The organism is Devosia sp. Root105 (assembly GCF_001424865.1).
Lineage (GTDB): Bacteria > Pseudomonadota > Alphaproteobacteria > Rhizobiales > Devosiaceae > Devosia_A.
The window spans coordinates 188,155-207,212 of record NZ_LMCR01000016.1 but is presented as its reverse complement, the minus strand read 5'-3'; the positions used below and the strand labels follow the sequence as shown (position 1 = coordinate 207,212).

Sequence of the window (19,058 nt, the reverse complement as noted above, 5' to 3'; positions counted from 1 at the left end):
GGACTGGTGGGTTTGGCATCAGGCGGCCCTCGCCTGATCGATATGGCAGCGCTCCACCTCGAAGGTGGTGGCGGCGACCCAAGGGTTCGCCTCCCATGAGCCGGGGCCGTTGATCTCGGTCCAGAGTGATGCATAGGAACCGATAGGGTTGTCGACGTACCCATTCCAGCCGCCGTCGCGGTAGCGTTTCCAAAACCGCAGCGAGGTATCGCCGGGCGCGATCTCGCGGGTCACATCCTCGATGCCCTCCGCAATCGCGTCCTCGTCGCTGATCTCCTGCAACCGCTGCACGCGCACCTCGGCGACGTGGAGGGTTATGCGGCTGGCCCACTTCGGCATGTGCATGGCTTGGCGGAACCTACCGGGCTTGAAAGCGTCGGCTGCCGGTCCTTTCCCATCGGCGACGAACCAGACGGGATTTCCGCCCGGAATGTCGCGCGGCGAGGTACCATCGTATCCGACCTCAGCGTGCCAGTGCTCGCGGACATAGAGGCGGTCGCCGACCAAGATCCGAACATCCTTGGCCCGCCAACCAGCGTTGCCCGGGTCGAGCACATAGGAGTCCGACCATGTCCCGTCGAACAGGCTCAGGCGACCGCGCGGTTTGATAACTCGCCGAGTCTGCGTCTTGGTGCCGGCGAGCAGGGCGCGCACCATCGGTCCGCTGAAGGTGATCGGTCTGTCCGTCATGCAACAATGCTCCTGATCGGCCAGTACCTGGCCATTGAGATCACTCTATCGGCGGCCTGGTGGTCGCCGCTGTGGGCCCAGAGGAGAGCCGCCACGAGAATCGGATCGATGCCTTGGGCTTCCCACCAGTCGCGCTCGCCTCGGGCGTGCTGCGCCATGTGGACGTCGTGGGCGAGCGGGACGGTCCAGTTGTCGCCGGGCTTCTGAGCCATGCCGGTGATGTCCTTGCCGTAGCGCAGCTCGCCGTAGCGGACGTGGGCAGCATCAACCGGGCCGGCGCCGCGGACGAGGGACGGCAGCTCCCGGATGAAAGCGAGGTGCCTCTGGGAACGGATGACGGTTCGGCGCTGGCGGAGCATCACCGAGCCTCCGCGAACAGCGGCAACTGCCCGGCACGCTCAAGCTCTTCGAGCTTCCTCAGATGAGCGTCGTGCCGCAAATGGCATTGCTGGCACCAGAACCGGAGATTGTTCAGGCTGTGGTCGACGAGCTTTCCGTCGAGGTGCGCCGTCGTGCAGACGATCATGATGATCTTCAGGACGACCGGTTCCTCGGTCCCGTTCCGGCACCACGCCTCGTCGCCCTGGCGGGGCCACAGGATGCGGAGCCCGTTGTCGCCGAGGGGCAGGGCCTGCACGAACTCGCCGGCCGCCGTGCGGCCTCCCAGTGCGTGGTTCTTTACCCCGCAGTTCTCGCAGCACCCGCCGGCACGGGCTTCGACCTGACGACGAAGCGCCAGCCACTCGGGGGACTGGATCGAGCCGCCGGGGTATAGCGTGAGCTTGCTGGGGCTGATGGGCATCAGATGAGGCCCTTCTCTTCCGCAAGGCTACGCGGCAGGGTGATGTCCACCAGCAGCCGGCCGGACTCGTCGATCTCGATCAGCGAGAGCGGCAGCCATGCCTCGGCATTGGTGTCCAAGGACTCGACCAGCACGGCCTTGTCGGTCCGATGCTTGATGTTGACCTCGATGTCGACGAGTTCGCTGCGGGGCATCACGCGGCCCTCCGCTGGAGGTGCCACTTCGCGGTGAACTTGTCGTCCGCGCTCATGTCGGACTTGTCGACGATCCAATGGAGGTAGCCGGGATCCTCGACAGCGACCTGCTTGAAGGTCTTGCCCTTATGCTTCTGCCCGCCGATCCAGTAGAGGAAGCCGGGCTCCTTGGTGATCTCGACCAGCCGCTCCAGCGGACGCAGAGCGAGTTGCTTGCGGAGAATGTGAGCCGTGACGGTAGCGTCGGGCAAAGCGCGGTGCACGGGCTGAGCGGCCGCGGGATCGAATCCGGGCTCGGCGTCGACCTGCAACTCGTAGCGAAGCGCCTGGTTCGAGTGGCTGACAAACTCGGGCCACGCGCGAAGGCTTACCTTCCACGTGCAAATCCAACGCCTTCCGCCACCTCCGATGAAGTTCTGCTCGAAGTCGGCCTTGTGAGCCGCGAACACGTCATCTGGCCCCATGCCCTTCATCAGCTGGGTGAGCGCCTGGTCCGGACGCATGGCGTCGGCCACGTCCTGGTCGCTGATGTGATGCACCGCGCGGATGTGCGGCGGGATGGGGTGCCCGGGGTTCACGAGGAACGTCACCGGGTTGCCGATCGACATGGTGGAGAGATCGAGATCCACCCAGCCGATCTCGCAGATGGCGTGCTGCTCGTCCTCGGGGAGTCCGCTGGTCTCGATGTCGACCACGCGGACAATGCGCGCTGGATCGGTCATGACGGCTCCCGCCCGACGATGCGGCAGTTTCCGATACGGGAGGCCCGCATGGTACCTTCGGCCTTCCGATCGAGGAGCAGCCGGGCCGTTGACCCGGAGAACTTGGCGCAGGAGAACCCGTCGGCGCCGGCTGTGAGGAAGATGCAGCAGTCGGCCGATCCTGGCTGGCAGACACGCTTCACGAACTCGTCGTTCGGAGCGGCGTCCGGCGAGCCGCGCGACATGTTGCCTTCACCGAAGAACCGGACCTCTGGCACTTCCTCGAAGGCAGCCGCCTCAATGGAGAAGATGGTGCTGGGCGAGACGATGAGGTTGACCGTCCGTCCGTTGAGGGCGCAGAGCGACCACTCCAGATAAGCGGCAACGTTCGAGAAGCCGAAGCGTCCGTCCGCGTTGAACAACCCGGCGCCGTTGCCTCGGCCGCCATGACGAAGCTCCGTAACAGCCTCCGGGTTCGCCCGGAGCGTGTAGCCGTCGCGGTGATAGGCGTGCTCGGCGCGGATGTTCTGGAGGCTCTCGGCGACATCCCAAAAGTGGGGCGCAGCATCGAGTTCGCCCACCTTCCACGGTCGGTCCCAACTCAAGTATTCCAGGCGGCCGGAAACGGTCTGCATCACCGCCTCCCGCCGATGGCCGCTGCGGTCTCGTCGTAGCCGTGCAGCCATGCAGCCGCCTGCTCCGGCGTGAAGTCCTCGGGAGCTTCCCGGACCTCGCCGTCGACACAGGCCGTTCCGCCAGCGCGGACAGCATCAGCATCGTACGCCGCGGGATCAGCCACACTCGCTGACGGGGTTTCGACCTTCGGCTGGTCGACGACAGCCTCGGCGGTCTGGTCGGCCTCTACGGCCTCGCCAATCGCAGTTGCCACGCCGGCGGGATCGAAGCCGCCGACGGGCGTATCCGAGAGACGGGCGGCGAACCCCGAACCGGGCGGCGGGGTGACGTCCTTGATCTCCTGCGCCTCGTCGCGGTCGTAGACGCCGAGGATCACCTCCGGGCAGTGCCGGCGAGCCCAAGAGCGAGCGGAGAAGTAACCGAGCTGCTGCCGGGGATCGGTCTTCCAGAGCGGTGAGTTCTTCGTAGTGATCGCGCCCATCGGCGGCGACTGATAGGTGCATTCCGTGCCGTCGAGCGTTCCGGTGACCGTGCAGGTCAGCGTTGCGCCCTCGCCTTCGTAATCGTACCGGAGGCGACCCTTGATCCCCGACCGGGTGTTGACCACGGCGGCGATCAGCTGCGCCTCGTAGGCAACCCGGTTGCTGACGAAGTAGGACTTCGAGGCTACGGCGAAGGGGTTCATTTGCCAGTCGAGCGCCTGAAGCGCGATCGCCATGCAGGCGCCGACGTCGCCCTGTAGGTGAGGCGGCAGCATCTTGCCGGCGCGGGCCATCACCTCGGCGAACTTTATTACCTCGCCAAGGTTCTGCGGGGCGATGCGGGAGCCGCTGCCCTCCCGGACCATGCCAACCGAAGTCGTAGGCGTGCGTTCAATGGTGGCGACTTCGCCCATGATCAGATCTCGCTTTCAAGAATGTCGAGGTGACGGTCGAATGCGTCCCGCCCCCATTGGTGGATGGGCAACTTGCGGGCATCGGCCTGCCGCGCTGTCGGCCCTGGCCAGATGCCGGTCTTGAGGCAGCGCTCGAAGATTGCAACGGCAGCGAAGACCGCGCGCTCGCCGCGGATCAGGTCTTCGTCGTCGACGGTGATGGGCGAGACGGCATGGACGTCGCCGGTATCGACGAAGATCAGGTGGAAGCCGGCCATGGTCCGATTGAGGACGGCGCTGGCGGCCATGCCGACCATGGCGCCCTGGACGAAGTACCGGCTTTCCCGCACCGCGCGCTCGAGGTCGTAGTCGGAAATGCCGACGCCGGACCGCGGGCTGATCGTCTTCAAGTCAGCGAAGTCATCGCTCGAGCCGGGGATGGCGTCCGGACGAGACTTCAGCCACACATTCCCCTGCTTCCAGAACAGCGATCGCTCGATCTCGCCAGAGAGCGCGCCGGCCATCACCAGCGGGGTATTGCGCAGCCCGCAATTGGTCATGCCTTCCTGCCAGGGCAGCAGCCCGGCCATGCCCTTGATCTTCTCGATCTGGGTGGGCGTGAGGATCGTCTTGCCGCTCTTGGCCTGAGCGGCCTTCCAGTCCCGGCAAACGGTAGCGTTGCCGTTCCAGGGCTTCTCCTCGCCGGTCTTTCGGTCCTCATAGGTCGACGGCTGGATGATGAAACGCTTGCCGAACTCGCGTTCGCCCAGCAGAAGGTGGTGCGCCGCGCGGCCGAGGATGAAGGCTTCCTTGTCCTCCTCGTCGACCCGATGCGGGTTGAGTTCGGAGTGCTTCCAGTAGTTCGCCGGGCTCTGCAGGATCCGGCGGATGCCTGTCGAGCTAAGCGACGGGCCGTCGCATATCTGAGAATGGTAGATCTCGATCGGGAGATCGTAGACCCCGGGCTCGGTGATCTTTTGGCCCTCAGCGATGGTGCGGACTTCCGCCGCGATCGGATGGATTGCGTTCACTTGAACACCTCGATGAAGCCGAGCAGTGCCGGCGTGACGAAGTCGGGGAGGGTGACGATCGCCACGAAGGTCATGGCGAGCAGGAAGGCGGCGGCGTAGGCGCCGAACCTGAGGACGTTCATGCGCGCGCCCTCGCCGCGTTGATGGCGCTGCTCCAGCGCGCCAGCACTTGGATCATGGCGAGGTACGCCTGCAGCTCAGGCTTGCGCTCAGACCGCGCCAGCAGGGCCGCGCGGGCCGCCTTGGTGTGGATCAGCACCAGCTTCGCCAAGTGAATGACCCGGTCGCCGTCGGACAGATCGGCGATCGACTTGAAGGCCGCGGCCAGCACCCGATCCGCAGACGGGTCCCCGAGCGCATCGCAGGGAGGGGCGGCGCTCGGGAACTCGCTGGGATGCCGGTCCGACCAGAGGGCGATCAGGCCAAGGACCGGCGTTGGAGCAGGGGTGACGGGGGGCATGTCACGCACCTGCGCCAATGGCGATGAGGAACATCGCGACGGCGAACATGCCGGCGATGAAGATGCCGAAGTCGGTAAGGTCGCCGTTACGGATGAGGCCGAGCATCACCGGCCCTCCGCTTTGGCGAGCGAGACGGCGACGTAGATCTCGCCGTCTCGATTCTCGGCCACGGTGTAACCGGGGACCTGACGCCACCCGGCCCAATGAAGACGGACAAGCTGGAATGCCAGCCACAGAGTGTGGTGCTTGCGGGCCATCACATGGTCCCCGCTTCAAATCCGCCGGGGGTCGATGTCAGAAGTTCGCGCCAGCCGTAACTATCCCGGACGTACCAGCCGCCACGGCGCCAGTGTGGCCGGCGCCACCGCAGGCTCTTGTTCGGCATCCGAACCAGGATTTTTTCCTGCGTGCCGAGCTTCGCCGTGAGCGGATGTTCCTGTTTTAGCATCACGCCACCTCGGCGATCTGCTCGCCCTCGACGGCCGCGCGGGCCACTTCGTCGAGGTTGAGGTTCGCGAGTGCGATAACCATTGCAGCCGTCTTGCCGATGCCGCGCTTCTCGTTGACCGCATCGAGCAGGTTCACCGAGCCGGCGACGGTCGCGGCGGGCCGCGTGGTCATCTCGTTCAGGTCGGCATCGAAGTACGGCAGGGGCTGGCGCAGCGCCTCGAGGGTGGCGTCGAGCGAGGCCAGGGCCTCGTCGCGGTCGCTGGCGAGTTGCTTGAGGGTGGAGCGCATCACTCGTCCCCCTCGGTCTCGATGATCGCGGCGAGGAGGCTGTCGGTCTCGGACGGGGAGAGCGAAACGCCGCCCTCAACCTCGAAGTCGATGCCGTAGCCGGAGCGGGTGTATGCGACGGTGACCGTCACATCGCGGCTGTCGTCGTCGGTCTCGCGGGTAACGGTGAACTCGATGCTCGCCATCTGAATGCCTTTTCGAAAGCGTCAATCGCTTCGTCTTGGACATATCTATGCGCTCTGCATAATTCATGGTCAAGCAGAATTATGCCAAGCGCATATTTTTCTTGACGGGCGCTCGACCTCGCGCGTATGCATGCGGATAATGGGGTGATCGAGAGAGAGGCGCCGACGCGTCAGCGGCGAGCGCCGGGCTCACCGGCAGGCAGCACTGAAGTGTGGGGCTGACGCCCCACTCTCAAGCTTCTCTGCACTGACGTTGAGATCTCGGATGCGCGCGCGAGACTCAGCGCGGCTTGATCCAGTCGATCGGCGCGGCCCATTCGACGACCTGGTCGACGAGATCCGGGTATAGGCTGTTGATGCTCTGGAGGGTCCATAGGTCGTCGGTTGATCCCTTTCGAAGGATCTTGACGTACATGTCCCCGACAGCGGTCCTCAGCACGGCCTTTTTGTTCACCATTTCCGAAGGCGGCAGCAGCTTCGAGTAATACAGCAGGCTGCCTTCATCGAAGGCGGGGAACCCCGAGTCACCGACAACTTCGACCGCCACGGTATCCGGAGCTGCGTCGGCCGGCTCTTCGACCCATTCGAAAGGTTCGTCGTCGAACGGGGTAATGACCTGGCCCGCTCCGACGCGGCCCGCAAGTCGAACCTTACCTGGAGGAGACAGCGGACGACTGCCGTCGGCCGCCTTGGGGCCGGCGCCGCGTGCGGTAAGCAGCCAATCGGTGGAAACGCCGAAGCGACGGGAATAGAGCTCGATGTTCCCTTTCGGGTCCCGGCTGCCGTTCTCATGGCCAGCGTAGGTGGGGTAGGCCACCCCAAGTGCTTCAGCTGCCTCTGCAGCACGGCGATAGCCAGCCGCGATCCTCGCAGCCTTGATTCGTCCGCCGATATCTTTGTTCGTCGCCATGGAATGCAGTCTGCATAAAAATTCTATGCGTGAGGCATTGACAGAGAATTATGCAGATAGCATAGATCGTCGGTATGAGCAGCACCGACGAGATCAAGAGCTTTCGGAAGGCCCGCGGCTGGAGCCAGACCGATCTGGCTGAACGCCTTGGGGTTGATCAGGCCACCGTGTCGCGCATCGAGCGTGGCGCCAACATGGCCGGACCGGTAGCGCGTCTTCTCGCGCAGTTGATGGCCGAGACTACTTCTGAACAGGCGAGCGCCGCATGACGCCATCGTCCTCAGTCGTGGTGGTGGCTGACCGGCTTCGCCCATTTTCCCGCGGCCAACCTTAGCGGTCCGCTTCTTCGCCTTTCCCATCGTCAATCTCCGCGCCTGCCGTTCGGCAGGACGGGATCGTCTTTGCCGAGTGAAACCTGATGAAAGTCACCCCAACCAGAGACTGCGCGAACGACCGCCAAAGCTTCCAGGCGTGTGCCGGTCGTTCGCTGCGTGGGCCTCTTCATGGGCTGCTCCTTTCGATGCCCCAACATGCATCGAAGGATTTTGCAGATGGGCAAAAAGCCCTTGCTCCCGGAGCAAAAAATGTTTGACGCCGGCGCAATCGACCTGGCGCCCGAGCAGCGCATCGAGCAGGCCAAAAAGTGGGCTCTCGCCCTGTGGGATCGGCTGGCAGCCATGCCCGGCGAGAACCAGGAGAGCGCCATGCACCGCGCGGCGCGGCTGGCGAAGGTCTCGGCGAGCATGATCTGGAGCTTCCGCTACCGGATGCCGAAGAAGCTCGACGTCGCCGCCTACTTTTCCATCAAGGCCGCCTACGAGCGGCACGTCGCATCGGTGGAGGCCAGCCTTGCGGACAATCTTCTCATTCTTCGCTCGCTGCCCTCCAACCCGGGCCGTGATCGGCTGGTGGCTCAGATGGAGGAGTTCCTCCGAGATCAGGAAGGCCAGGAAGGCCGGATTGCTGCCACTGAAACCGATGCCGACTTCGACCAGCGGAACGGGTGGGGGCGGTGATGAACCAGCTCCTCCCGCTCCCGCCCGTCGCGACTGACGAGGAGGTCCTTGCACTCCTCACCGGCGACGCGCCGGTGGCGTTCGGAGTGTCGGGTGGCAAGGACAGCCAGTCCGCGGTGCTCGCCGGCTTCCGCTATCTGGACAGCATCGGCCACGCCGGCCCGCGCCTGTTGGTGCACGCTGACCTCGGATCAGTCGAGTGGAACGACTCCCTCCCATCGTGCCAGGCGCTGGCGCGTCATTTCAGCGCCGAGCTGATCATCGTCAGCCGCAAGGCTGGCGGCCTGATGGAACGCTGGGAGGCGCGCTGGCAGTCCAGCCTCACCAGGTATCGCGAGCTGTCGACCGTCACCCTGGTACTGCCATGGTCCACGCCGGGCATGCGGTTCTGCACATCCGAGCAAAAGACCCACGTCATCACGGCCGAGCTGAAGCGCCGCTTCAAGGGCCGCCAGATCGTCAACGTGACGGGCGTCCGGCGCGCCGAGAGCGCGGCTCGCGCCAAGTCGACAATCACCGGCTGGGATACCGACGGGCGAATCCTCACGTGGCGGCCGATCATCGACTGGTCGACCGAGCAGGTCTTCGACGCCATCGACAATAGCGGCATGGCTCCGCACCCAGCTTACCGCGTGTTCGGGATGGGGCGTGTCTCTTGCCGGTTCTGCATCATGTCCAACCGGGACGACATGGTCGCCGCGGCGGCGCAGCCCGAGGCCCACGGCATCTACCGCCGCATGGTGGGGTTGGAAGCCGACAGCACGTTCGCATTCCAGGGCGCCCGGTGGCTGGGTGACGTCGCGCCGCATCTCCTCAACCCCAACCTTGAGGAACGACTGGCGCAGGCCAAGGTCCGCGCAGCGCGTCGGGTCGCAGCTGAGAAGCGCGTCACCAAGCCGATGCTCTACGTGAAGGGCTGGCCTACCCGGATGCTCACCGACGACGAGGCGGACATTCTGGCCCGCGTCCGCGCCGAGGTTGCCGAGATCATCGGTTTCCCGCCGAGCTTCGCCGACCGCGAGAGCATCCACGATCGCTACGCGCAGCTGATGGCCGACCGACCGAAGCAGACCGCATCCACCTAACGACCGCACCCCGCGCGTGGTGCGCGGGGCTTCACAGGAGCCCGATCTATGCCCACCGGATACACAGCAGGCGTTGCCGACGGCACGGTAACGGACCTTCGCACCTTCGCCCTGACATGCGCCCGAGGCATGGGCGCGCTGATCATGATGCGCGACGAGCCGATGGATGCTCCGCTACCGGAGCGCTTCGAGCCCTCCGAATACAGCCGCAAGGAACTCGACAAGGCGATCGAGCGGCTGAAGGAGCTCAAGGCGATGTCGCCGGAGCAGCTGGCCGCCGGCGCCGCCGCGTGGAACGCCGAAAACGACACCTTCAAGCTGAAGCAGGTTCGCGAGAACCAAGAGCGGCGCGAGCGGTACGACCGTTTGATCGCCGAGGCCGAGGCGTGGCAGGGCGCGCCTGAAGGGCTGAAGGGCTTCATGCTCGATCAGCTTCGCCAGTCCCGGGACTTCGACACCAGCGACGAACCGCTGAAGCACTGCGAGCCGACCCGCTCGCCAGTCGAGTGGTGGGCGGAGGAGTGCCGCAAGGCCGCGTGGAACGTCGAATACCACTCCAAGCAGGACGCCGACGAGCGCCGGCGCACCGACGAGCGCAACGCCTGGTTGGCACAGCTGCGCGCCTCGCTTCCTCCCGCAACCGAAGTCGAAGGAGCCTGACATGGCCAAGACCAAGCGACCACCCGAGCAGAAAAAGAACTCGTTCGAAGACGACGACATGCGCCAGCTCATCGGCGAGATCGAAACCCTCGAATCCGAGAAGGTCTCGATCCGCGCCAAGACGGCCGGCGAGTGCGGCGGCATCTCGAAGAAGATCGGCAACGCCAAGGGCAGGGCTAAGGAACTCGGCATCCCGCTCGCCATCCTCAACGGCCTGCTGAAGACCCGGAAGCTCGAGCGCCAGATCGCGGCGGCCGGGCAGGGTATCCCCGACGACCTCGCCGAGCTGTGGGAGGAGGCTTCGGGCCAGTTCTCATTCCTGGCGCCTGATGAGGAGGAGCCGGAGGAACCCGGCGAGACCGCAGCGCAGCGTGCCGCACGGCAGCGCAGGGCCGAAGCCGACGCACATCACGAAGCCGAGCAGGCCGAGGGCGAAGCCGCTCTCAAGGACCTGGTGAACTGATGTCCAGATCCCTTCTCGCCCTCGATGTCGCGACGACCACAGGCTGGGCGTTCGGTCCGGTCGAGGCCGACGCTCGCCCATCCACCTCCGGGCACATCCGTTTCGGGCGGGAAGGGGCTCCCGACGCCGAGGTGTGGAAGCGGGCACTCATCTGGCTCACCGAGCAGCTGAACGTTCTGCAGCCGACGGTGGTGGCCATTGAGGCGCCGATCAACAGCGCCAGCCCCGAGGGCGGGTCGAACGCTCACACCCTGGGCCGTCTGATCGGCCTGCAGGCGGTGCTGCGCACGGTCGTCGAGATCAAGCTACCGGTCACCGCCAAGCTGATCCACGTCCAGAGCGCGCGGAAGTTCTTCATCAGCCACGGCAACCTGCCGGGCAAGGAAGCGAAGAAGCAGGTTCAGCGCCGCTGCCTTGATCTCGGCTGGCTCGATGAAGACGGCCTGCAGCCCGACCGCGCGGACGCGATGTGCGTCTGGGCGAAGGCCGTCGCGGACATCTGCCCCGAGTTCGCCGCCGGCATGACGCCGCTCGGTGCGCGGAGATCCAACGTCGTCAATCTCATCCCCAAGAGCGAGGTGGCCTTCTGATGGCTGGTTCAGTCTCGAAGACAATTTTGATCGGCAACTTGGGCAAGGATCCCGAGCTCAAGAACAACGGCAACGGCAAGACGTTCGCGGTGTTCTCGATCGCCACCAGCGAAAGCTGGAAGGACGACAAGGGCGAGCGCAAGGAAGTCACCGACTGGCACAACATCACGGTGTTTTCTGAGCCTTTGGTGAGGTTTGCCGAGCATCACCTCAAGAAGGGGATGAAGGTCTACATCGAGGGTCAGAACAAGACCCGGAAGTGGGAGAAGGACGGCCACACCTTCTACTCGACCGATGTGGTGCTGCGCGGCTTCGGCTCGGTCCTGACCTCCCTTGAGAAGCTCGAAAGCTCAGGCGCGCGTGGGCCCTCCGACGAAGGCGATTACGGCACGCCTCGCGATCGCCCGGCCTCCAGCGGCTCTGCCGCCGGCCAATCCCCGTCCGACGACATCCCATTCTGAGGCCAGCCATGAACCTCGTGACCGTCATCACCGACCGCTATGCCACCACCGGAGCCCGCGACCCCGACAGCCTGCACGGGCTGCTCTTCCTGGCAGAGCAGGGCGCTCCAATCCAGAAACTGGCGCGGCTGGTGCGCAGCCGCTCCTTGGTCTCTCTTCTCGATCGGGCCCGTCAGGGCTCAGTCGGCAGGGTCCCGGCCGTCACCGGTGACGAGCACCGGGCCGAGGTGGTGGACTTCCCCGACGGACTGATGCCGGTCCGCTGGAAGCGGGAGGTTGTCGCGCTGCTTCTCCGCTCTGATGGGGTGTCCACGTCGGAGATCCTCGACCTGGCCGTGCGGCTGGGCGTCGAGAGCATCGGCGACAACGCCGGCAGCCTGGTTCGGATGCTCAGGGATGATCTGAAGCCGTTCTCGATCGGCATCGAGAGCGAGAAGGTTGAGGGCTCGAACGCCTTCCGCTTCAAGATCACCGGCACCTCGGCTTGGCGGATGCAGAAGATTATCGCGAACGGGTGGGCGCTATGACCGTCGATCTGATCGCGCGGGCCGAGGCCCGCATTTTCTCCCTGACGTCTCAGGTTGTCGCGCTGGATGCGCAGGCGATGGACATCAGGGACCGCGCCCTGGATTGCCGGCTCGGCATACAGGAGCTGCAGCAGTTCATCACTTTGGCTCGCGAGCTTGCAGACGAGCCCGAGCAGGAACCCCGTCTGAACGCAACGGACGGGCAGGCAGCCGAGTATGCGGTGGTTACGCCCGCAGCTGCCGACCGCGTGACGGCGGAGGATGGTCACGCATCCTCCGCACCAGTTTCGCCCGAAGGGGCGTCCGAAGAGGTGGGCGGGGTTGCCAGTGCCTGCAGCGCCTCAGCCGCCGGGAGCGAGATCCCGGAGCGGAGAGAACTGGACGTGGACGCCGACGCGACAGGCGTGCCAGCCGGAGAGACGGCGGGCCCTTCGGAGCAGTCGGACTCGCACCCGGCTGCTCCGGAGGAACCTCCAGCCCTGAGCAAGCGGCAACAGGTTCGGATCACCCACGAGGATCATCCGGACTGGTCGGGAGCCCAAATCGCCGAGCACCTCGGCCTGAGCAAGGGCTCGGTCAGCGGCCATGCCTCTTCCCTCGGCATCAAGTTCTCGGCCGGTGCCGCGGCGGTCTCAGCCTCCTCGTCGATCACGAAGCTCGATCGCGTCAGGCTGATGCACGAGCAGCACCCTACCTGGACCGCGCGGATGATCGCGCTGCAGCTCGGCGAGAAGGAAGGCACGGTCAGCACGCTGCTAGCGACGGTCCGGAAGGAAGTGCGAGCGCCGGCCGAGCCGAAGCCAGAGTTCAGCAGCGAGCAGGAGATGCGGCAGCACTACGGTGATGTCGCCGCCCGGTTGGGGAAGGCGAAATGAACGCGCACCTCCCATTCTTGTTCGAGGACGCTGAGTTCGGCGACGAGATCATCGTTGACAGCTTTGCCGGCGGCGGCGGCGCGTCGACGGGCATCGAGATGGCGCTCGGTCGCTCGCCCGACTTCGCGATCAACCACGATGCCGAAGCGCTGGCGCTGCACGCCGCCAACCATCCGAAGACGGTCCACCTGTCCGAGAACATCTACAAGGTCGACCCGATGGACGTGGTCGGCAAGCGCAAGGTCGGGCTGCTGTGGGCCTCGCCGGACTGCAAGCACTTCTCGAAGGCCAAGGGCGGCGCACCGGTGAAGCGCAACATCCGCGACCTGGCTTGGACGGTGGTGCTGTGGGCAGAGCGCGTTTCGCCCCGCGTGATCATCCTCGAAAACGTTGAGGAGTTTCAGGGCTGGGGCCCGCTGGTGGCGAACGACAAGGGCGAGCTGATGCCGTGCCCGGATCGGCGCGGCGAGACGTTCAAGGAATGGGTCGCGGCGCTGAAGAAGCTAGGCTATGCGGTTGAGTGGCGCGAGCTTCGGGCCTGCGACTTCGGCGCGCCGACGACCCGCAAGCGCCTGTTCGTCATTGCTCGTCGGGATGGTCGGAAGATCGTCTGGCCGGCGCCGACGCATGCTGCCCCGGGCGGCAACCCGGCGCTGCTGCCTTATCGGACCGCCGCGAACGACGTCATCGACTGGTCAATTCCGTGCCCGTCGATCTTCGACACGTCCGAGCAGATTTTCGAACGCTACGGCCTGCGCGCTGTCCGCCCGCTGGCTGAGGCCACGCTGGCGCGCATCGCCAAGGGCGTGAAGCGGTACGTGATCGATGCGGCAAAGCCGTTCATCGTCGGCTGTGGCGGGCGGATGGGGCAGAGCCCGGCGCGCGGTGTTGACCGTCCGGCGCAGACGTTGACCGCCAAGGCCGACGCCTGCTTGGTCGTGCCCCACGTCACCAAGTTCCGGAACGGTGCTGTCGGCTCCGACATCAGCGAACCCATGCCGACGGTCACGGCGAACAGCTTCATCAAGAGAGCCGGCGGGGCCGCGCCTCTCGGCGTGGTAGCGGCTGTTCTGTCCCAGGCACAGCAGGGTGGTTCGGTGCACGATGTCGATACGCCGCACCCGACCGTCACTGCCTCGCCCAAGGACCAGAACCAGGTGCTTGCCGCGCACCTGCAGAGACAGTTCTCTCGCTCAGTGGGTAGCGCCGCCGACGCCCCGACCGACACCATTGTCGGCCGCTCGAAAGATGCGCTCGTGGCGGCCTCGATGGTCCAGACCGGCTACGGCGAGCGGGAAGGGCAAGAGCCCCGAGCGCTCGACATCGAGAAACCGCTCGGCACGGTCGTTGCCGGTGCGGCGAAGCATGCCGTGGTCGCAGCGTTCCTCGCCCAGCACAACACCGATGTCGTCGGGCACTCGGCGCATGAGCCGGTCAGCACCATCGTTCAGAAGGGCAGCACCCAGGCCGTTGTCTCGGCCGGGCTCCTGAACCTCAAGGGTAGCGCCCGCCGCATGTCCGATGTTGGGGAGCCAAGCCCGGCCGTCACTTCGCAGGGCAACCACCTCGGCGAGGTCCGCGCATTCCTGATGAAGTACTACGGAGTCGACCAGGACCCGCGCCTCGAGGAGCCGCTTTCGACCGTCACCACCCGCGACCGGTTCGGTATCGTCACCGTCGAGGGCGAGCCCTACCAGATCGTCGACATCGGCATGCGGATGCTGACGCCTCGCGAACTGTTCAAGGCTCAAGGCTTCCCTGCCGACTATGAGATCGAAACCGGCGTCTTCGCCGACGGCGCGCGCCGCACCCTGACCAAGACTGCCCAGGTCCGCATGTGCGGCAACTCGGTCTGCCCGCCGATCGCGGCCGCCCTCGTCTCGGCCAACTGCAACGACCTCGCTGTCGTGCGGGAGGCGGCGGAGTGACATGGCCCTTCGCCCACCTCCCGATGTTCGCATACGACTTCATCATGGCCGATCCGCCGTGGCGGTTCGAGACATGGTCGGGCGCCGGCAAGACCCACAAGAGCCCCGAGAACCACTACGACACGATGTCGATCGCCGACATCGCCGCGCTCCCCGTCGGCCATCTGGCCGGCATCGACTGCACGCTCTGGCTCTGGGGCACGCATCCGATGATCGATCAGCAGATCGAGGTGGTCCGGCAGTGGGGCTTCCGCTTCGTCACCTCGGGCGTCTGGGTCAAGCGAACCTCCACCGGCAAGCTCGCTTTCGGTACCGGGTATCGCCTGCGCAGCGCGTCGGAGCCCTTCATCCTCGCCACCAACGGCAACCCGGAGACGGCGAAGAACATCCGTTCGGTTGTCGAGGGACCGGTGCGCGAGCATTCCCGCAAGCCCGATGCCGCTTACTTCGAGGCCGAACGGATGATGCCGCATGCTCGGCGAGCAGATCTCTTCTCCCGCCAGTCCCGTCAGGGCTGGGACGCTTGGGGCAACGAAGCCAGCAAGTTCGACGAGGTCGCCCATGGCTGACCTCCAGATCCAGTCCCGCGCCGATCACGACCGCCTGCGCCAGCGCGCGGCGCAGAAGCACAAGACGAACGAGGCGATCGCCGAAACCACAGTGCGGGTCGTCGCGGAGTTTCTCCGCGGTCGCCCGGCGAGCGCCTGCATGACTGACCTGGTCCAGAAAGCGAAGGAGTTCGGCAGATGAGCGTGCGCGGTACCGGCAACGAGTTCGGCTGGCCCGATGACGCTGTCGAGCTGCTGAAGCGCCGTTGGAACGATGGAGCCTCAGGCTCTGAAATCGCGAAGGAAATCGGGCAGGGCGTCACTCGCAACGCGGTTGTCGCGAAGGTCCATCGCCTGAAGCTGGCGAAGCGGAAGAACCCATCTGCAGCACCGAAGCTACGACCACCGAAGCGGCACGGCAACGCCGGCCAGCCGCAGGCCGCCGCCATCTTGCACAACCTCACGATGCGGAAACTGCCAACCCTTCCGCTGCCCCTCGAGGACGGAGTCGACGTCACCCACCTGATCGGCCTGCAACAGCTCACCGAGCATACTTGCAAGTGGCCGCACGGGGATCAGCTGACGCCCGAGTTCGGGTTCTGCGGTGCTCCATCGCAGGCGGGCAGTCCCTACTGCCAGAACCACCACCGACGCGCATACACCACGATCTAGGCGGTTCCCGTGCTTTCTCAGGACGACATCTACCGCCTCGAGATCAGGGTCAGGCTGCACGCCGAGTCCCTGAGGAAGGCTGCCGAGAGCTTCGACACTTCCGCGGCGCCCGAAGTTCGCTCATACGCCGCTCGGGTCCGCATCGACGCCGACGAGTTCGACCAGGTCGGCAATCTCCTCGTCGGGCTGCAGGGCGACTGGACCCGTCTCGGGCCGATGGTGCGCGAGGGCTACAAGGCCGTGATGGCGGAGTTCGAGCGGAAGAAGGCCGACGCGGCAGCAAGGCGCTCCGAGGCGGTTCATGGAGATTCATCCGATCCAGAACTGGTCGCTCGTGGGAAGGCGCTGAGTGCCGCATGAACGACCGGCTCCCAGAATCCCTGCTCGACGATATCCGCGCCGCGTTGCCGATCACCGATCTGGTCGGCCAGTACGTCGTATGGGACCGGGCGAAGTCGAACGATGGGCGCGGTGACATGTGGGCGTGCTGTCCCTTCCACGGGGAGAGCACCCCCAGCTTCCATGCCGAGGCCCAGGAGGGTCGCTACCACTGCTTCGGGTGCGGAGCATCGGGAGATCACTTCGAGTTCCTGATGGCGCTCGACGGGCGCAACTTCCCCGAGGCGGTCGAAGCCGTAGCAGAGATGGCCGGCATTGAACTGCCAGGGCGACGGGAGGCGGCGAAGCCCGCCCGGACACCGGAGCAGCCGCGGCAGGAGAAAGCCCGTCCGCAGCCAGCTGCAGCGGAGGGCCAGCGTAAGCTGGTGAAGACCTACGACTACACCGATCGGGATGGGAACCTGATCTACCAGGTTTGCCGGTTCCAGATCGAAATGCCAGACGGATCATTCGCCAAAACGAAAGATCGCACAGGGACTTGGAAGACGTTCCTGCAGCGCCGTCCAGCAAACATCGGTGATGGCTCGTGGATCTGGGGACTGTCGGCCGGCGACTTCATGCGCCCGGGTCCGGGCAAGGACTGGTCGGCCTACGACGAAAAGAAGCGCGCCGAGTGGCCGAGTGCCGAGATCCGGACCTTCGCCGAGGGCATTGAGCACACGGTCTACCGCCTGCCGTCGGTCGAGATCGCGATCGCCGAGGGCAAGACGATCCTCCTCGTCGAGGGGGAGAAGGACGCCGACACCTCGGAAGAACTCGGGTGGTGCGGCACCACCAACAGCAGCGGCTCGAAGCACTGGACGGCGGCACATGCTGCCTGCTTTCGCGATGCGGACGTGGTGATCTGCCTCGATAATGACGAGGCCGGCGATCGGGCCGACAAGGTGGCTCGGTCATTGAAGGGCATCGCGCGCCGAGTGCGCGTTCTCGACTTCGCGAAGGTGGTGGAGGGCTTCGACCACAAGGGCGACATCACCGATTGGGTGGAGAAGTTCGGCGGCACCTCAGAGCAGCTCGAGCAGATTATCGCCCGCCTCCCTGACTGGCGACCACGACCACCCACCTCAGCGATGGGCGCGGTCGGGCTGCACCAGCTTCACCACCCGTCGCTGAAGCACGACTTCCTGATTGACGGATTCCTCGATCGGCAGGGCGTTGCGATGATGCCGGGCGCGTCGGGATCGGGGAAGACCTTCCTCATCCTCGAGATGTCGATGTGCACGGCGCTCAATCTCGACTTCTGGGGGATGAAGGTGAAGCCCGGGCTGGTGCTCTACCAGGCCGGCGAGGGCAAGCAGGGCGTCACCAAGCGCCTCGATGGCTGGATGCTCGATCGGGGCATCTCACCGTCCGAGGAGATCCCGTTCCAGATGCTCACCCGCCGGATCAACCTCTTCAACGACGACAAGGATACCGACGACATCATCGCCGAGGGCAGGGCGTGGTCGGAATACTACGGCGTCCCGGTTCGGATGGTGGTGATCGACACCTTCAACAAGGCGATCACCGGTGCCAACGAGAACGCCGGCCAGGACATGACCAAGGTTCTCTCCCGCCTCGAACGGATCTCGGTGACGCTGGATTGCGCCGTGGTCGTACCGATCCACAAGTCCGCCGAGGGGAAGATGCGCGGCCACACCTCGCTCACCGGTGACGTCTCGAACGTCATCAACGTCACCGAGCTCGAGATGAAGGACCGCAACCAGCGAATCATCCGCACCGTGACCCTCGACAAGAACAAGGACGGCGAGAAGGGCCGGCCCATGCGCTTCGTGCTCCGCCAGGTTGTCCTCGATCCAGAACCCGACGGGAAGATCGTCACCACCTGCGTTGTCGATCGGCCGGATGGGGACGAGGAGGAGGCGGCCCGTCAGGGCAAGCTCAGCCTGAACCAGTTCCTGATCCTCAAGGCGCTGAAGGATGCACTTGAGGACCATGGCGAACCGACGCCGGCGGGCATCAGGGCAGGGTCCGCGCTGAAGGTGGTGGTGAAGTACCAGCACTGGGTCGACCGGGTTCGAAAGGTCTGGGTGTTCCAGGCGCCCGAGAACGAACCGGAGAAGCGCAACAAGGAGTTGGAGCGGGTGATGACGCACGCCGGCAAGGTACTGCTGGCCGGTGAGTACATCGGCCGGGACAACGACCTGAAGATCGTCTGGCACACTGGGAAGGAAGACCGGCCGAAGCGCGAGAAGAAGATCGAGGCTCCACCACCACCATTGCCGGCGGATGTTCGTCAGGCGCTCGTCGAGGGAGTGCCGTTTTGAAGAAGGGCGCCCCACAGTTCGAACCGCGCTGGCCGAACCTCAAGGCCATCAAGGTTGGCTGGCTCGCCGGCCGCGGCAACCAGTCCACCGATATCGCGCGGTACCTCGCCGACGGCACGTCGGCGGAGACCATCCGCACCCAGCTGCAGCGCGCCGAGCTCGATCTGATCGGCAAGGACCGCAACATCGTTTACGTCCCGGTGAGGCTGACGGCCTATGAGCGCAAGATGCTCGGCCGCGTGGCAGAGGCCCGCGGGATGTCGCTCGAGCAGTGGATGCGCGACATCGTCGTGAACGCCGGCATTCCCAACGACCTCTATGACGCAGTGGTGGACCCGTGAAAGC

The 19,058-nt window shown here is 65.4% G+C and carries 31 protein-coding genes; 16 read left to right on the top strand and 15 right to left on the bottom strand.

Annotated elements, in window-relative coordinates:
* Positions 1-18: 18 nt before the first annotated feature.
* The 15 genes from ASC68_RS17095 to ASC68_RS17035 all read right to left on the bottom strand — a co-directional run bounded on the left by ASC68_RS17095 (position 19) and on the right by ASC68_RS17035 (position 7,222).
* Complete coding sequence (locus ASC68_RS17095) at positions 19-690, bottom strand: hypothetical protein (protein ID WP_055881829.1); 672 nt, start codon at positions 688-690, stop codon at positions 19-21.
* A complete protein-coding gene (locus ASC68_RS17090; RefSeq protein WP_055881827.1) occupies positions 687-1,049 on the bottom strand; it encodes a hypothetical protein in 363 nt (120 codons plus the stop codon). The genes ASC68_RS17095 and ASC68_RS17090 overlap by 4 nt, the downstream gene beginning before the upstream one ends.
* Complete coding sequence (locus tag ASC68_RS17085; protein WP_055881825.1) at positions 1,049-1,492, bottom strand: hypothetical protein; 444 nt, start codon at positions 1,490-1,492, stop codon at positions 1,049-1,051. Before ASC68_RS17085 ends, ASC68_RS17090 begins: the two co-directional genes overlap by 1 nt.
* A complete protein-coding gene (locus ASC68_RS17080; protein ID WP_055881823.1) occupies positions 1,492-1,686 on the bottom strand; it encodes a hypothetical protein in 195 nt (64 codons plus the stop codon). Before ASC68_RS17080 ends, ASC68_RS17085 begins: the two co-directional genes overlap by 1 nt.
* A complete protein-coding gene (locus ASC68_RS17075) occupies positions 1,686-2,408 on the bottom strand; it encodes an exonuclease domain-containing protein (protein WP_055881820.1) in 723 nt (240 codons plus the stop codon). Before ASC68_RS17075 ends, ASC68_RS17080 begins: the two co-directional genes overlap by 1 nt.
* Positions 2,405-3,022 (bottom strand): hypothetical protein, encoded by a 618-nt coding sequence (locus tag ASC68_RS17070; RefSeq protein WP_055881817.1) that lies wholly within the window; start codon positions 3,020-3,022, stop codon positions 2,405-2,407. Before ASC68_RS17070 ends, ASC68_RS17075 begins: the two co-directional genes overlap by 4 nt.
* Positions 3,022-3,918, bottom strand: a complete 897-nt coding sequence (locus ASC68_RS17065; protein WP_055881816.1) for a recombinase RecT — start codon at positions 3,916-3,918, stop codon at positions 3,022-3,024. Before ASC68_RS17065 ends, ASC68_RS17070 begins: the two co-directional genes overlap by 1 nt.
* Before the next feature lie 2 nt (positions 3,919-3,920).
* The gene (locus ASC68_RS17060; RefSeq protein ID WP_055881813.1) at positions 3,921-4,928 is read right to left on the bottom strand and encodes a PD-(D/E)XK nuclease-like domain-containing protein; all 1,008 of its coding nucleotides are present in this window, start codon (positions 4,926-4,928) and stop codon (positions 3,921-3,923) included.
* On the bottom strand, positions 4,925-5,050 hold the full coding sequence (locus ASC68_RS29380; RefSeq protein WP_282569963.1) for a hypothetical protein: 126 nt from the start codon (positions 5,048-5,050) through the stop codon (positions 4,925-4,927). The genes ASC68_RS17060 and ASC68_RS29380 overlap by 4 nt, the downstream gene beginning before the upstream one ends.
* Complete coding sequence (locus ASC68_RS17055; RefSeq protein WP_055881810.1) at positions 5,047-5,388, bottom strand: hypothetical protein; 342 nt, start codon at positions 5,386-5,388, stop codon at positions 5,047-5,049. Before ASC68_RS17055 ends, ASC68_RS29380 begins: the two co-directional genes overlap by 4 nt.
* A 105-nt stretch (positions 5,389-5,493) precedes the next feature.
* Complete coding sequence (locus ASC68_RS28710) at positions 5,494-5,646, bottom strand: hypothetical protein (RefSeq protein WP_156387367.1); 153 nt, start codon at positions 5,644-5,646, stop codon at positions 5,494-5,496.
* Entirely contained in the window at positions 5,646-5,837 is a 192-nt protein-coding gene (locus tag ASC68_RS17050; protein ID WP_055881808.1) for a hypothetical protein, read from the bottom strand. The genes ASC68_RS28710 and ASC68_RS17050 overlap by 1 nt, the downstream gene beginning before the upstream one ends.
* Positions 5,837-6,127, bottom strand: a complete 291-nt coding sequence (locus ASC68_RS17045) for a hypothetical protein (protein WP_055881804.1) — start codon at positions 6,125-6,127, stop codon at positions 5,837-5,839. Before ASC68_RS17045 ends, ASC68_RS17050 begins: the two co-directional genes overlap by 1 nt.
* Positions 6,127-6,312, bottom strand: a complete 186-nt coding sequence (locus ASC68_RS17040) for a hypothetical protein (protein ID WP_055881802.1) — start codon at positions 6,310-6,312, stop codon at positions 6,127-6,129. Before ASC68_RS17040 ends, ASC68_RS17045 begins: the two co-directional genes overlap by 1 nt.
* Before the next feature lie 280 nt (positions 6,313-6,592).
* The gene (locus ASC68_RS17035) at positions 6,593-7,222 is read right to left on the bottom strand and encodes a LexA family transcriptional regulator (protein WP_055881800.1); all 630 of its coding nucleotides are present in this window, start codon (positions 7,220-7,222) and stop codon (positions 6,593-6,595) included.
* Between the two features lie 74 nt (positions 7,223-7,296).
* Here ASC68_RS17035 and ASC68_RS17030 point away from each other — a divergent pair, with 74 nt between their 5' ends.
* The 16 genes from ASC68_RS17030 (at position 7,297) to ASC68_RS16955 (ending at position 19,054) form a co-directional block, all read left to right on the top strand.
* Positions 7,297-7,491: a helix-turn-helix transcriptional regulator gene (locus ASC68_RS17030; protein ID WP_055881799.1), complete on the top strand. Its 195-nt coding sequence runs from the start codon at positions 7,297-7,299 to the stop codon at positions 7,489-7,491.
* A gap of 282 nt (positions 7,492-7,773) precedes the next feature.
* Entirely contained in the window at positions 7,774-8,238 is a 465-nt protein-coding gene (locus ASC68_RS17025) for a hypothetical protein (RefSeq protein ID WP_156387366.1), read from the top strand.
* The gene (locus ASC68_RS17020; protein ID WP_055882543.1) at positions 8,238-9,323 is read left to right on the top strand and encodes a phosphoadenosine phosphosulfate reductase family protein; all 1,086 of its coding nucleotides are present in this window, start codon (positions 8,238-8,240) and stop codon (positions 9,321-9,323) included. Before ASC68_RS17025 ends, ASC68_RS17020 begins: the two co-directional genes overlap by 1 nt.
* A gap of 48 nt (positions 9,324-9,371) precedes the next feature.
* Positions 9,372-9,983 carry a hypothetical protein gene (locus ASC68_RS17015; RefSeq protein ID WP_156387365.1) on the top strand — a complete coding sequence of 204 codons (612 nt, stop codon included), beginning with the start codon at positions 9,372-9,374 and terminating at the stop codon, positions 9,981-9,983.
* A gap of 1 nt (position 9,984) precedes the next feature.
* Positions 9,985-10,446: a hypothetical protein gene (locus ASC68_RS17010; protein ID WP_055881792.1), complete on the top strand. Its 462-nt coding sequence runs from the start codon at positions 9,985-9,987 to the stop codon at positions 10,444-10,446.
* Positions 10,446-11,036 carry a hypothetical protein gene (locus ASC68_RS17005; protein ID WP_055881790.1) on the top strand — a complete coding sequence of 197 codons (591 nt, stop codon included), beginning with the start codon at positions 10,446-10,448 and terminating at the stop codon, positions 11,034-11,036. Before ASC68_RS17010 ends, ASC68_RS17005 begins: the two co-directional genes overlap by 1 nt.
* Positions 11,036-11,497 (top strand): single-stranded DNA-binding protein, encoded by a 462-nt coding sequence (ssb, locus tag ASC68_RS17000; RefSeq protein WP_055881785.1) that lies wholly within the window; start codon positions 11,036-11,038, stop codon positions 11,495-11,497. Before ASC68_RS17005 ends, ssb begins: the two co-directional genes overlap by 1 nt.
* A gap of 8 nt (positions 11,498-11,505) precedes the next feature.
* Positions 11,506-12,024 (top strand): hypothetical protein, encoded by a 519-nt coding sequence (locus tag ASC68_RS16995; RefSeq protein WP_055881782.1) that lies wholly within the window; start codon positions 11,506-11,508, stop codon positions 12,022-12,024.
* Entirely contained in the window at positions 12,021-12,899 is an 879-nt protein-coding gene (locus ASC68_RS16990; RefSeq protein WP_055881779.1) for a hypothetical protein, read from the top strand. The genes ASC68_RS16995 and ASC68_RS16990 overlap by 4 nt, the downstream gene beginning before the upstream one ends.
* Positions 12,896-14,827: a DNA cytosine methyltransferase gene (locus tag ASC68_RS16985; RefSeq protein ID WP_055881777.1), complete on the top strand. Its 1,932-nt coding sequence runs from the start codon at positions 12,896-12,898 to the stop codon at positions 14,825-14,827. Before ASC68_RS16990 ends, ASC68_RS16985 begins: the two co-directional genes overlap by 4 nt.
* Positions 14,828-14,850: 23 nt before the next feature.
* The gene (locus ASC68_RS16980; RefSeq protein ID WP_055881775.1) at positions 14,851-15,396 is read left to right on the top strand and encodes an MT-A70 family methyltransferase; all 546 of its coding nucleotides are present in this window, start codon (positions 14,851-14,853) and stop codon (positions 15,394-15,396) included.
* A complete protein-coding gene (locus ASC68_RS16975; RefSeq protein WP_055881772.1) occupies positions 15,389-15,577 on the top strand; it encodes a hypothetical protein in 189 nt (62 codons plus the stop codon). Before ASC68_RS16980 ends, ASC68_RS16975 begins: the two co-directional genes overlap by 8 nt.
* Positions 15,574-16,047 (top strand): GcrA family cell cycle regulator, encoded by a 474-nt coding sequence (locus ASC68_RS16970; RefSeq protein WP_055881770.1) that lies wholly within the window; start codon positions 15,574-15,576, stop codon positions 16,045-16,047. The genes ASC68_RS16975 and ASC68_RS16970 overlap by 4 nt, the downstream gene beginning before the upstream one ends.
* A gap of 9 nt (positions 16,048-16,056) precedes the next feature.
* The gene (locus ASC68_RS16965; RefSeq protein ID WP_055881768.1) at positions 16,057-16,407 is read left to right on the top strand and encodes a hypothetical protein; all 351 of its coding nucleotides are present in this window, start codon (positions 16,057-16,059) and stop codon (positions 16,405-16,407) included.
* Positions 16,404-18,713, top strand: coding sequence for an AAA family ATPase (locus tag ASC68_RS16960; protein ID WP_055881765.1), 2,310 nt, complete (start codon positions 16,404-16,406; stop codon positions 18,711-18,713). The genes ASC68_RS16965 and ASC68_RS16960 overlap by 4 nt, the downstream gene beginning before the upstream one ends.
* The gene (locus tag ASC68_RS16955) at positions 18,710-19,054 is read left to right on the top strand and encodes a hypothetical protein (RefSeq protein ID WP_055881763.1); all 345 of its coding nucleotides are present in this window, start codon (positions 18,710-18,712) and stop codon (positions 19,052-19,054) included. The genes ASC68_RS16960 and ASC68_RS16955 overlap by 4 nt, the downstream gene beginning before the upstream one ends.
* Positions 19,055-19,058: the final 4 nt, after the last annotated feature.

Excerpts from the sequence above, each read along its gene's own strand:
- ASC68_RS17080 (WP_055881823.1), bottom strand. The coding sequence starts at position 1,686 with ATGCCCCGCAGCGAACTCGTCGACATCGAGGTCAACATCAAGCATCGG.
- ASC68_RS17090 (WP_055881827.1), bottom strand. The coding sequence starts at position 1,049 with ATGCTCCGCCAGCGCCGAACCGTCATCCGTTCCCAGAGGCACCTCGCT.
- ASC68_RS16985 (WP_055881777.1), top strand. The coding sequence starts at position 12,896 with ATGAACGCGCACCTCCCATTCTTGTTCGAGGACGCTGAGTTCGGCGAC.
- ASC68_RS17050 (WP_055881808.1), bottom strand. The coding sequence starts at position 5,837 with ATGCTAAAACAGGAACATCCGCTCACGGCGAAGCTCGGCACGCAGGAA.
- ASC68_RS17085 (WP_055881825.1), bottom strand. The coding sequence starts at position 1,492 with ATGCCCATCAGCCCCAGCAAGCTCACGCTATACCCCGGCGGCTCGATC.
- ASC68_RS16960 (WP_055881765.1), top strand. The coding sequence starts at position 16,404 with ATGAACGACCGGCTCCCAGAATCCCTGCTCGACGATATCCGCGCCGCG.
- ASC68_RS17010 (WP_055881792.1), top strand. The coding sequence starts at position 9,985 with ATGGCCAAGACCAAGCGACCACCCGAGCAGAAAAAGAACTCGTTCGAA.
- ASC68_RS16990 (WP_055881779.1), top strand. The coding sequence starts at position 12,021 with ATGACCGTCGATCTGATCGCGCGGGCCGAGGCCCGCATTTTCTCCCTG.
- ASC68_RS17055 (WP_055881810.1), bottom strand. The coding sequence starts at position 5,388 with ATGCCCCCCGTCACCCCTGCTCCAACGCCGGTCCTTGGCCTGATCGCC.
- ASC68_RS16975 (WP_055881772.1), top strand. The coding sequence starts at position 15,389 with ATGGCTGACCTCCAGATCCAGTCCCGCGCCGATCACGACCGCCTGCGC.
- ASC68_RS16995 (WP_055881782.1), top strand. The coding sequence starts at position 11,506 with ATGAACCTCGTGACCGTCATCACCGACCGCTATGCCACCACCGGAGCC.
- ASC68_RS17045 (WP_055881804.1), bottom strand. The coding sequence starts at position 6,127 with ATGCGCTCCACCCTCAAGCAACTCGCCAGCGACCGCGACGAGGCCCTG.
- ssb (WP_055881785.1), top strand. The coding sequence starts at position 11,036 with ATGGCTGGTTCAGTCTCGAAGACAATTTTGATCGGCAACTTGGGCAAG.
- ASC68_RS17005 (WP_055881790.1), top strand. The coding sequence starts at position 10,446 with ATGTCCAGATCCCTTCTCGCCCTCGATGTCGCGACGACCACAGGCTGG.
- ASC68_RS17075 (WP_055881820.1), bottom strand. The coding sequence starts at position 2,408 with ATGACCGATCCAGCGCGCATTGTCCGCGTGGTCGACATCGAGACCAGC.
- ASC68_RS17095 (WP_055881829.1), bottom strand. The coding sequence starts at position 690 with ATGACGGACAGACCGATCACCTTCAGCGGACCGATGGTGCGCGCCCTG.
- ASC68_RS17025 (WP_156387366.1), top strand. The coding sequence starts at position 7,774 with ATGGGCAAAAAGCCCTTGCTCCCGGAGCAAAAAATGTTTGACGCCGGC.
- ASC68_RS16980 (WP_055881775.1), top strand. The coding sequence starts at position 14,851 with ATGTTCGCATACGACTTCATCATGGCCGATCCGCCGTGGCGGTTCGAG.
- ASC68_RS17070 (WP_055881817.1), bottom strand. The coding sequence starts at position 3,022 with ATGCAGACCGTTTCCGGCCGCCTGGAATACTTGAGTTGGGACCGACCG.
- ASC68_RS17065 (WP_055881816.1), bottom strand. The coding sequence starts at position 3,918 with ATGGGCGAAGTCGCCACCATTGAACGCACGCCTACGACTTCGGTTGGC.
- ASC68_RS17020 (WP_055882543.1), top strand. The coding sequence starts at position 8,238 with ATGAACCAGCTCCTCCCGCTCCCGCCCGTCGCGACTGACGAGGAGGTC.
- ASC68_RS17040 (WP_055881802.1), bottom strand. The coding sequence starts at position 6,312 with ATGGCGAGCATCGAGTTCACCGTTACCCGCGAGACCGACGACGACAGC.
- ASC68_RS17015 (WP_156387365.1), top strand. The coding sequence starts at position 9,372 with ATGCCCACCGGATACACAGCAGGCGTTGCCGACGGCACGGTAACGGAC.
- ASC68_RS28710 (WP_156387367.1), bottom strand. The coding sequence starts at position 5,646 with ATGGCCCGCAAGCACCACACTCTGTGGCTGGCATTCCAGCTTGTCCGT.
- ASC68_RS17035 (WP_055881800.1), bottom strand. The coding sequence starts at position 7,222 with ATGGCGACGAACAAAGATATCGGCGGACGAATCAAGGCTGCGAGGATC.
- ASC68_RS16970 (WP_055881770.1), top strand. The coding sequence starts at position 15,574 with ATGAGCGTGCGCGGTACCGGCAACGAGTTCGGCTGGCCCGATGACGCT.
- ASC68_RS29380 (WP_282569963.1), bottom strand. The coding sequence starts at position 5,050 with ATGAACGTCCTCAGGTTCGGCGCCTACGCCGCCGCCTTCCTGCTCGCC.
- ASC68_RS17030 (WP_055881799.1), top strand. The coding sequence starts at position 7,297 with ATGAGCAGCACCGACGAGATCAAGAGCTTTCGGAAGGCCCGCGGCTGG.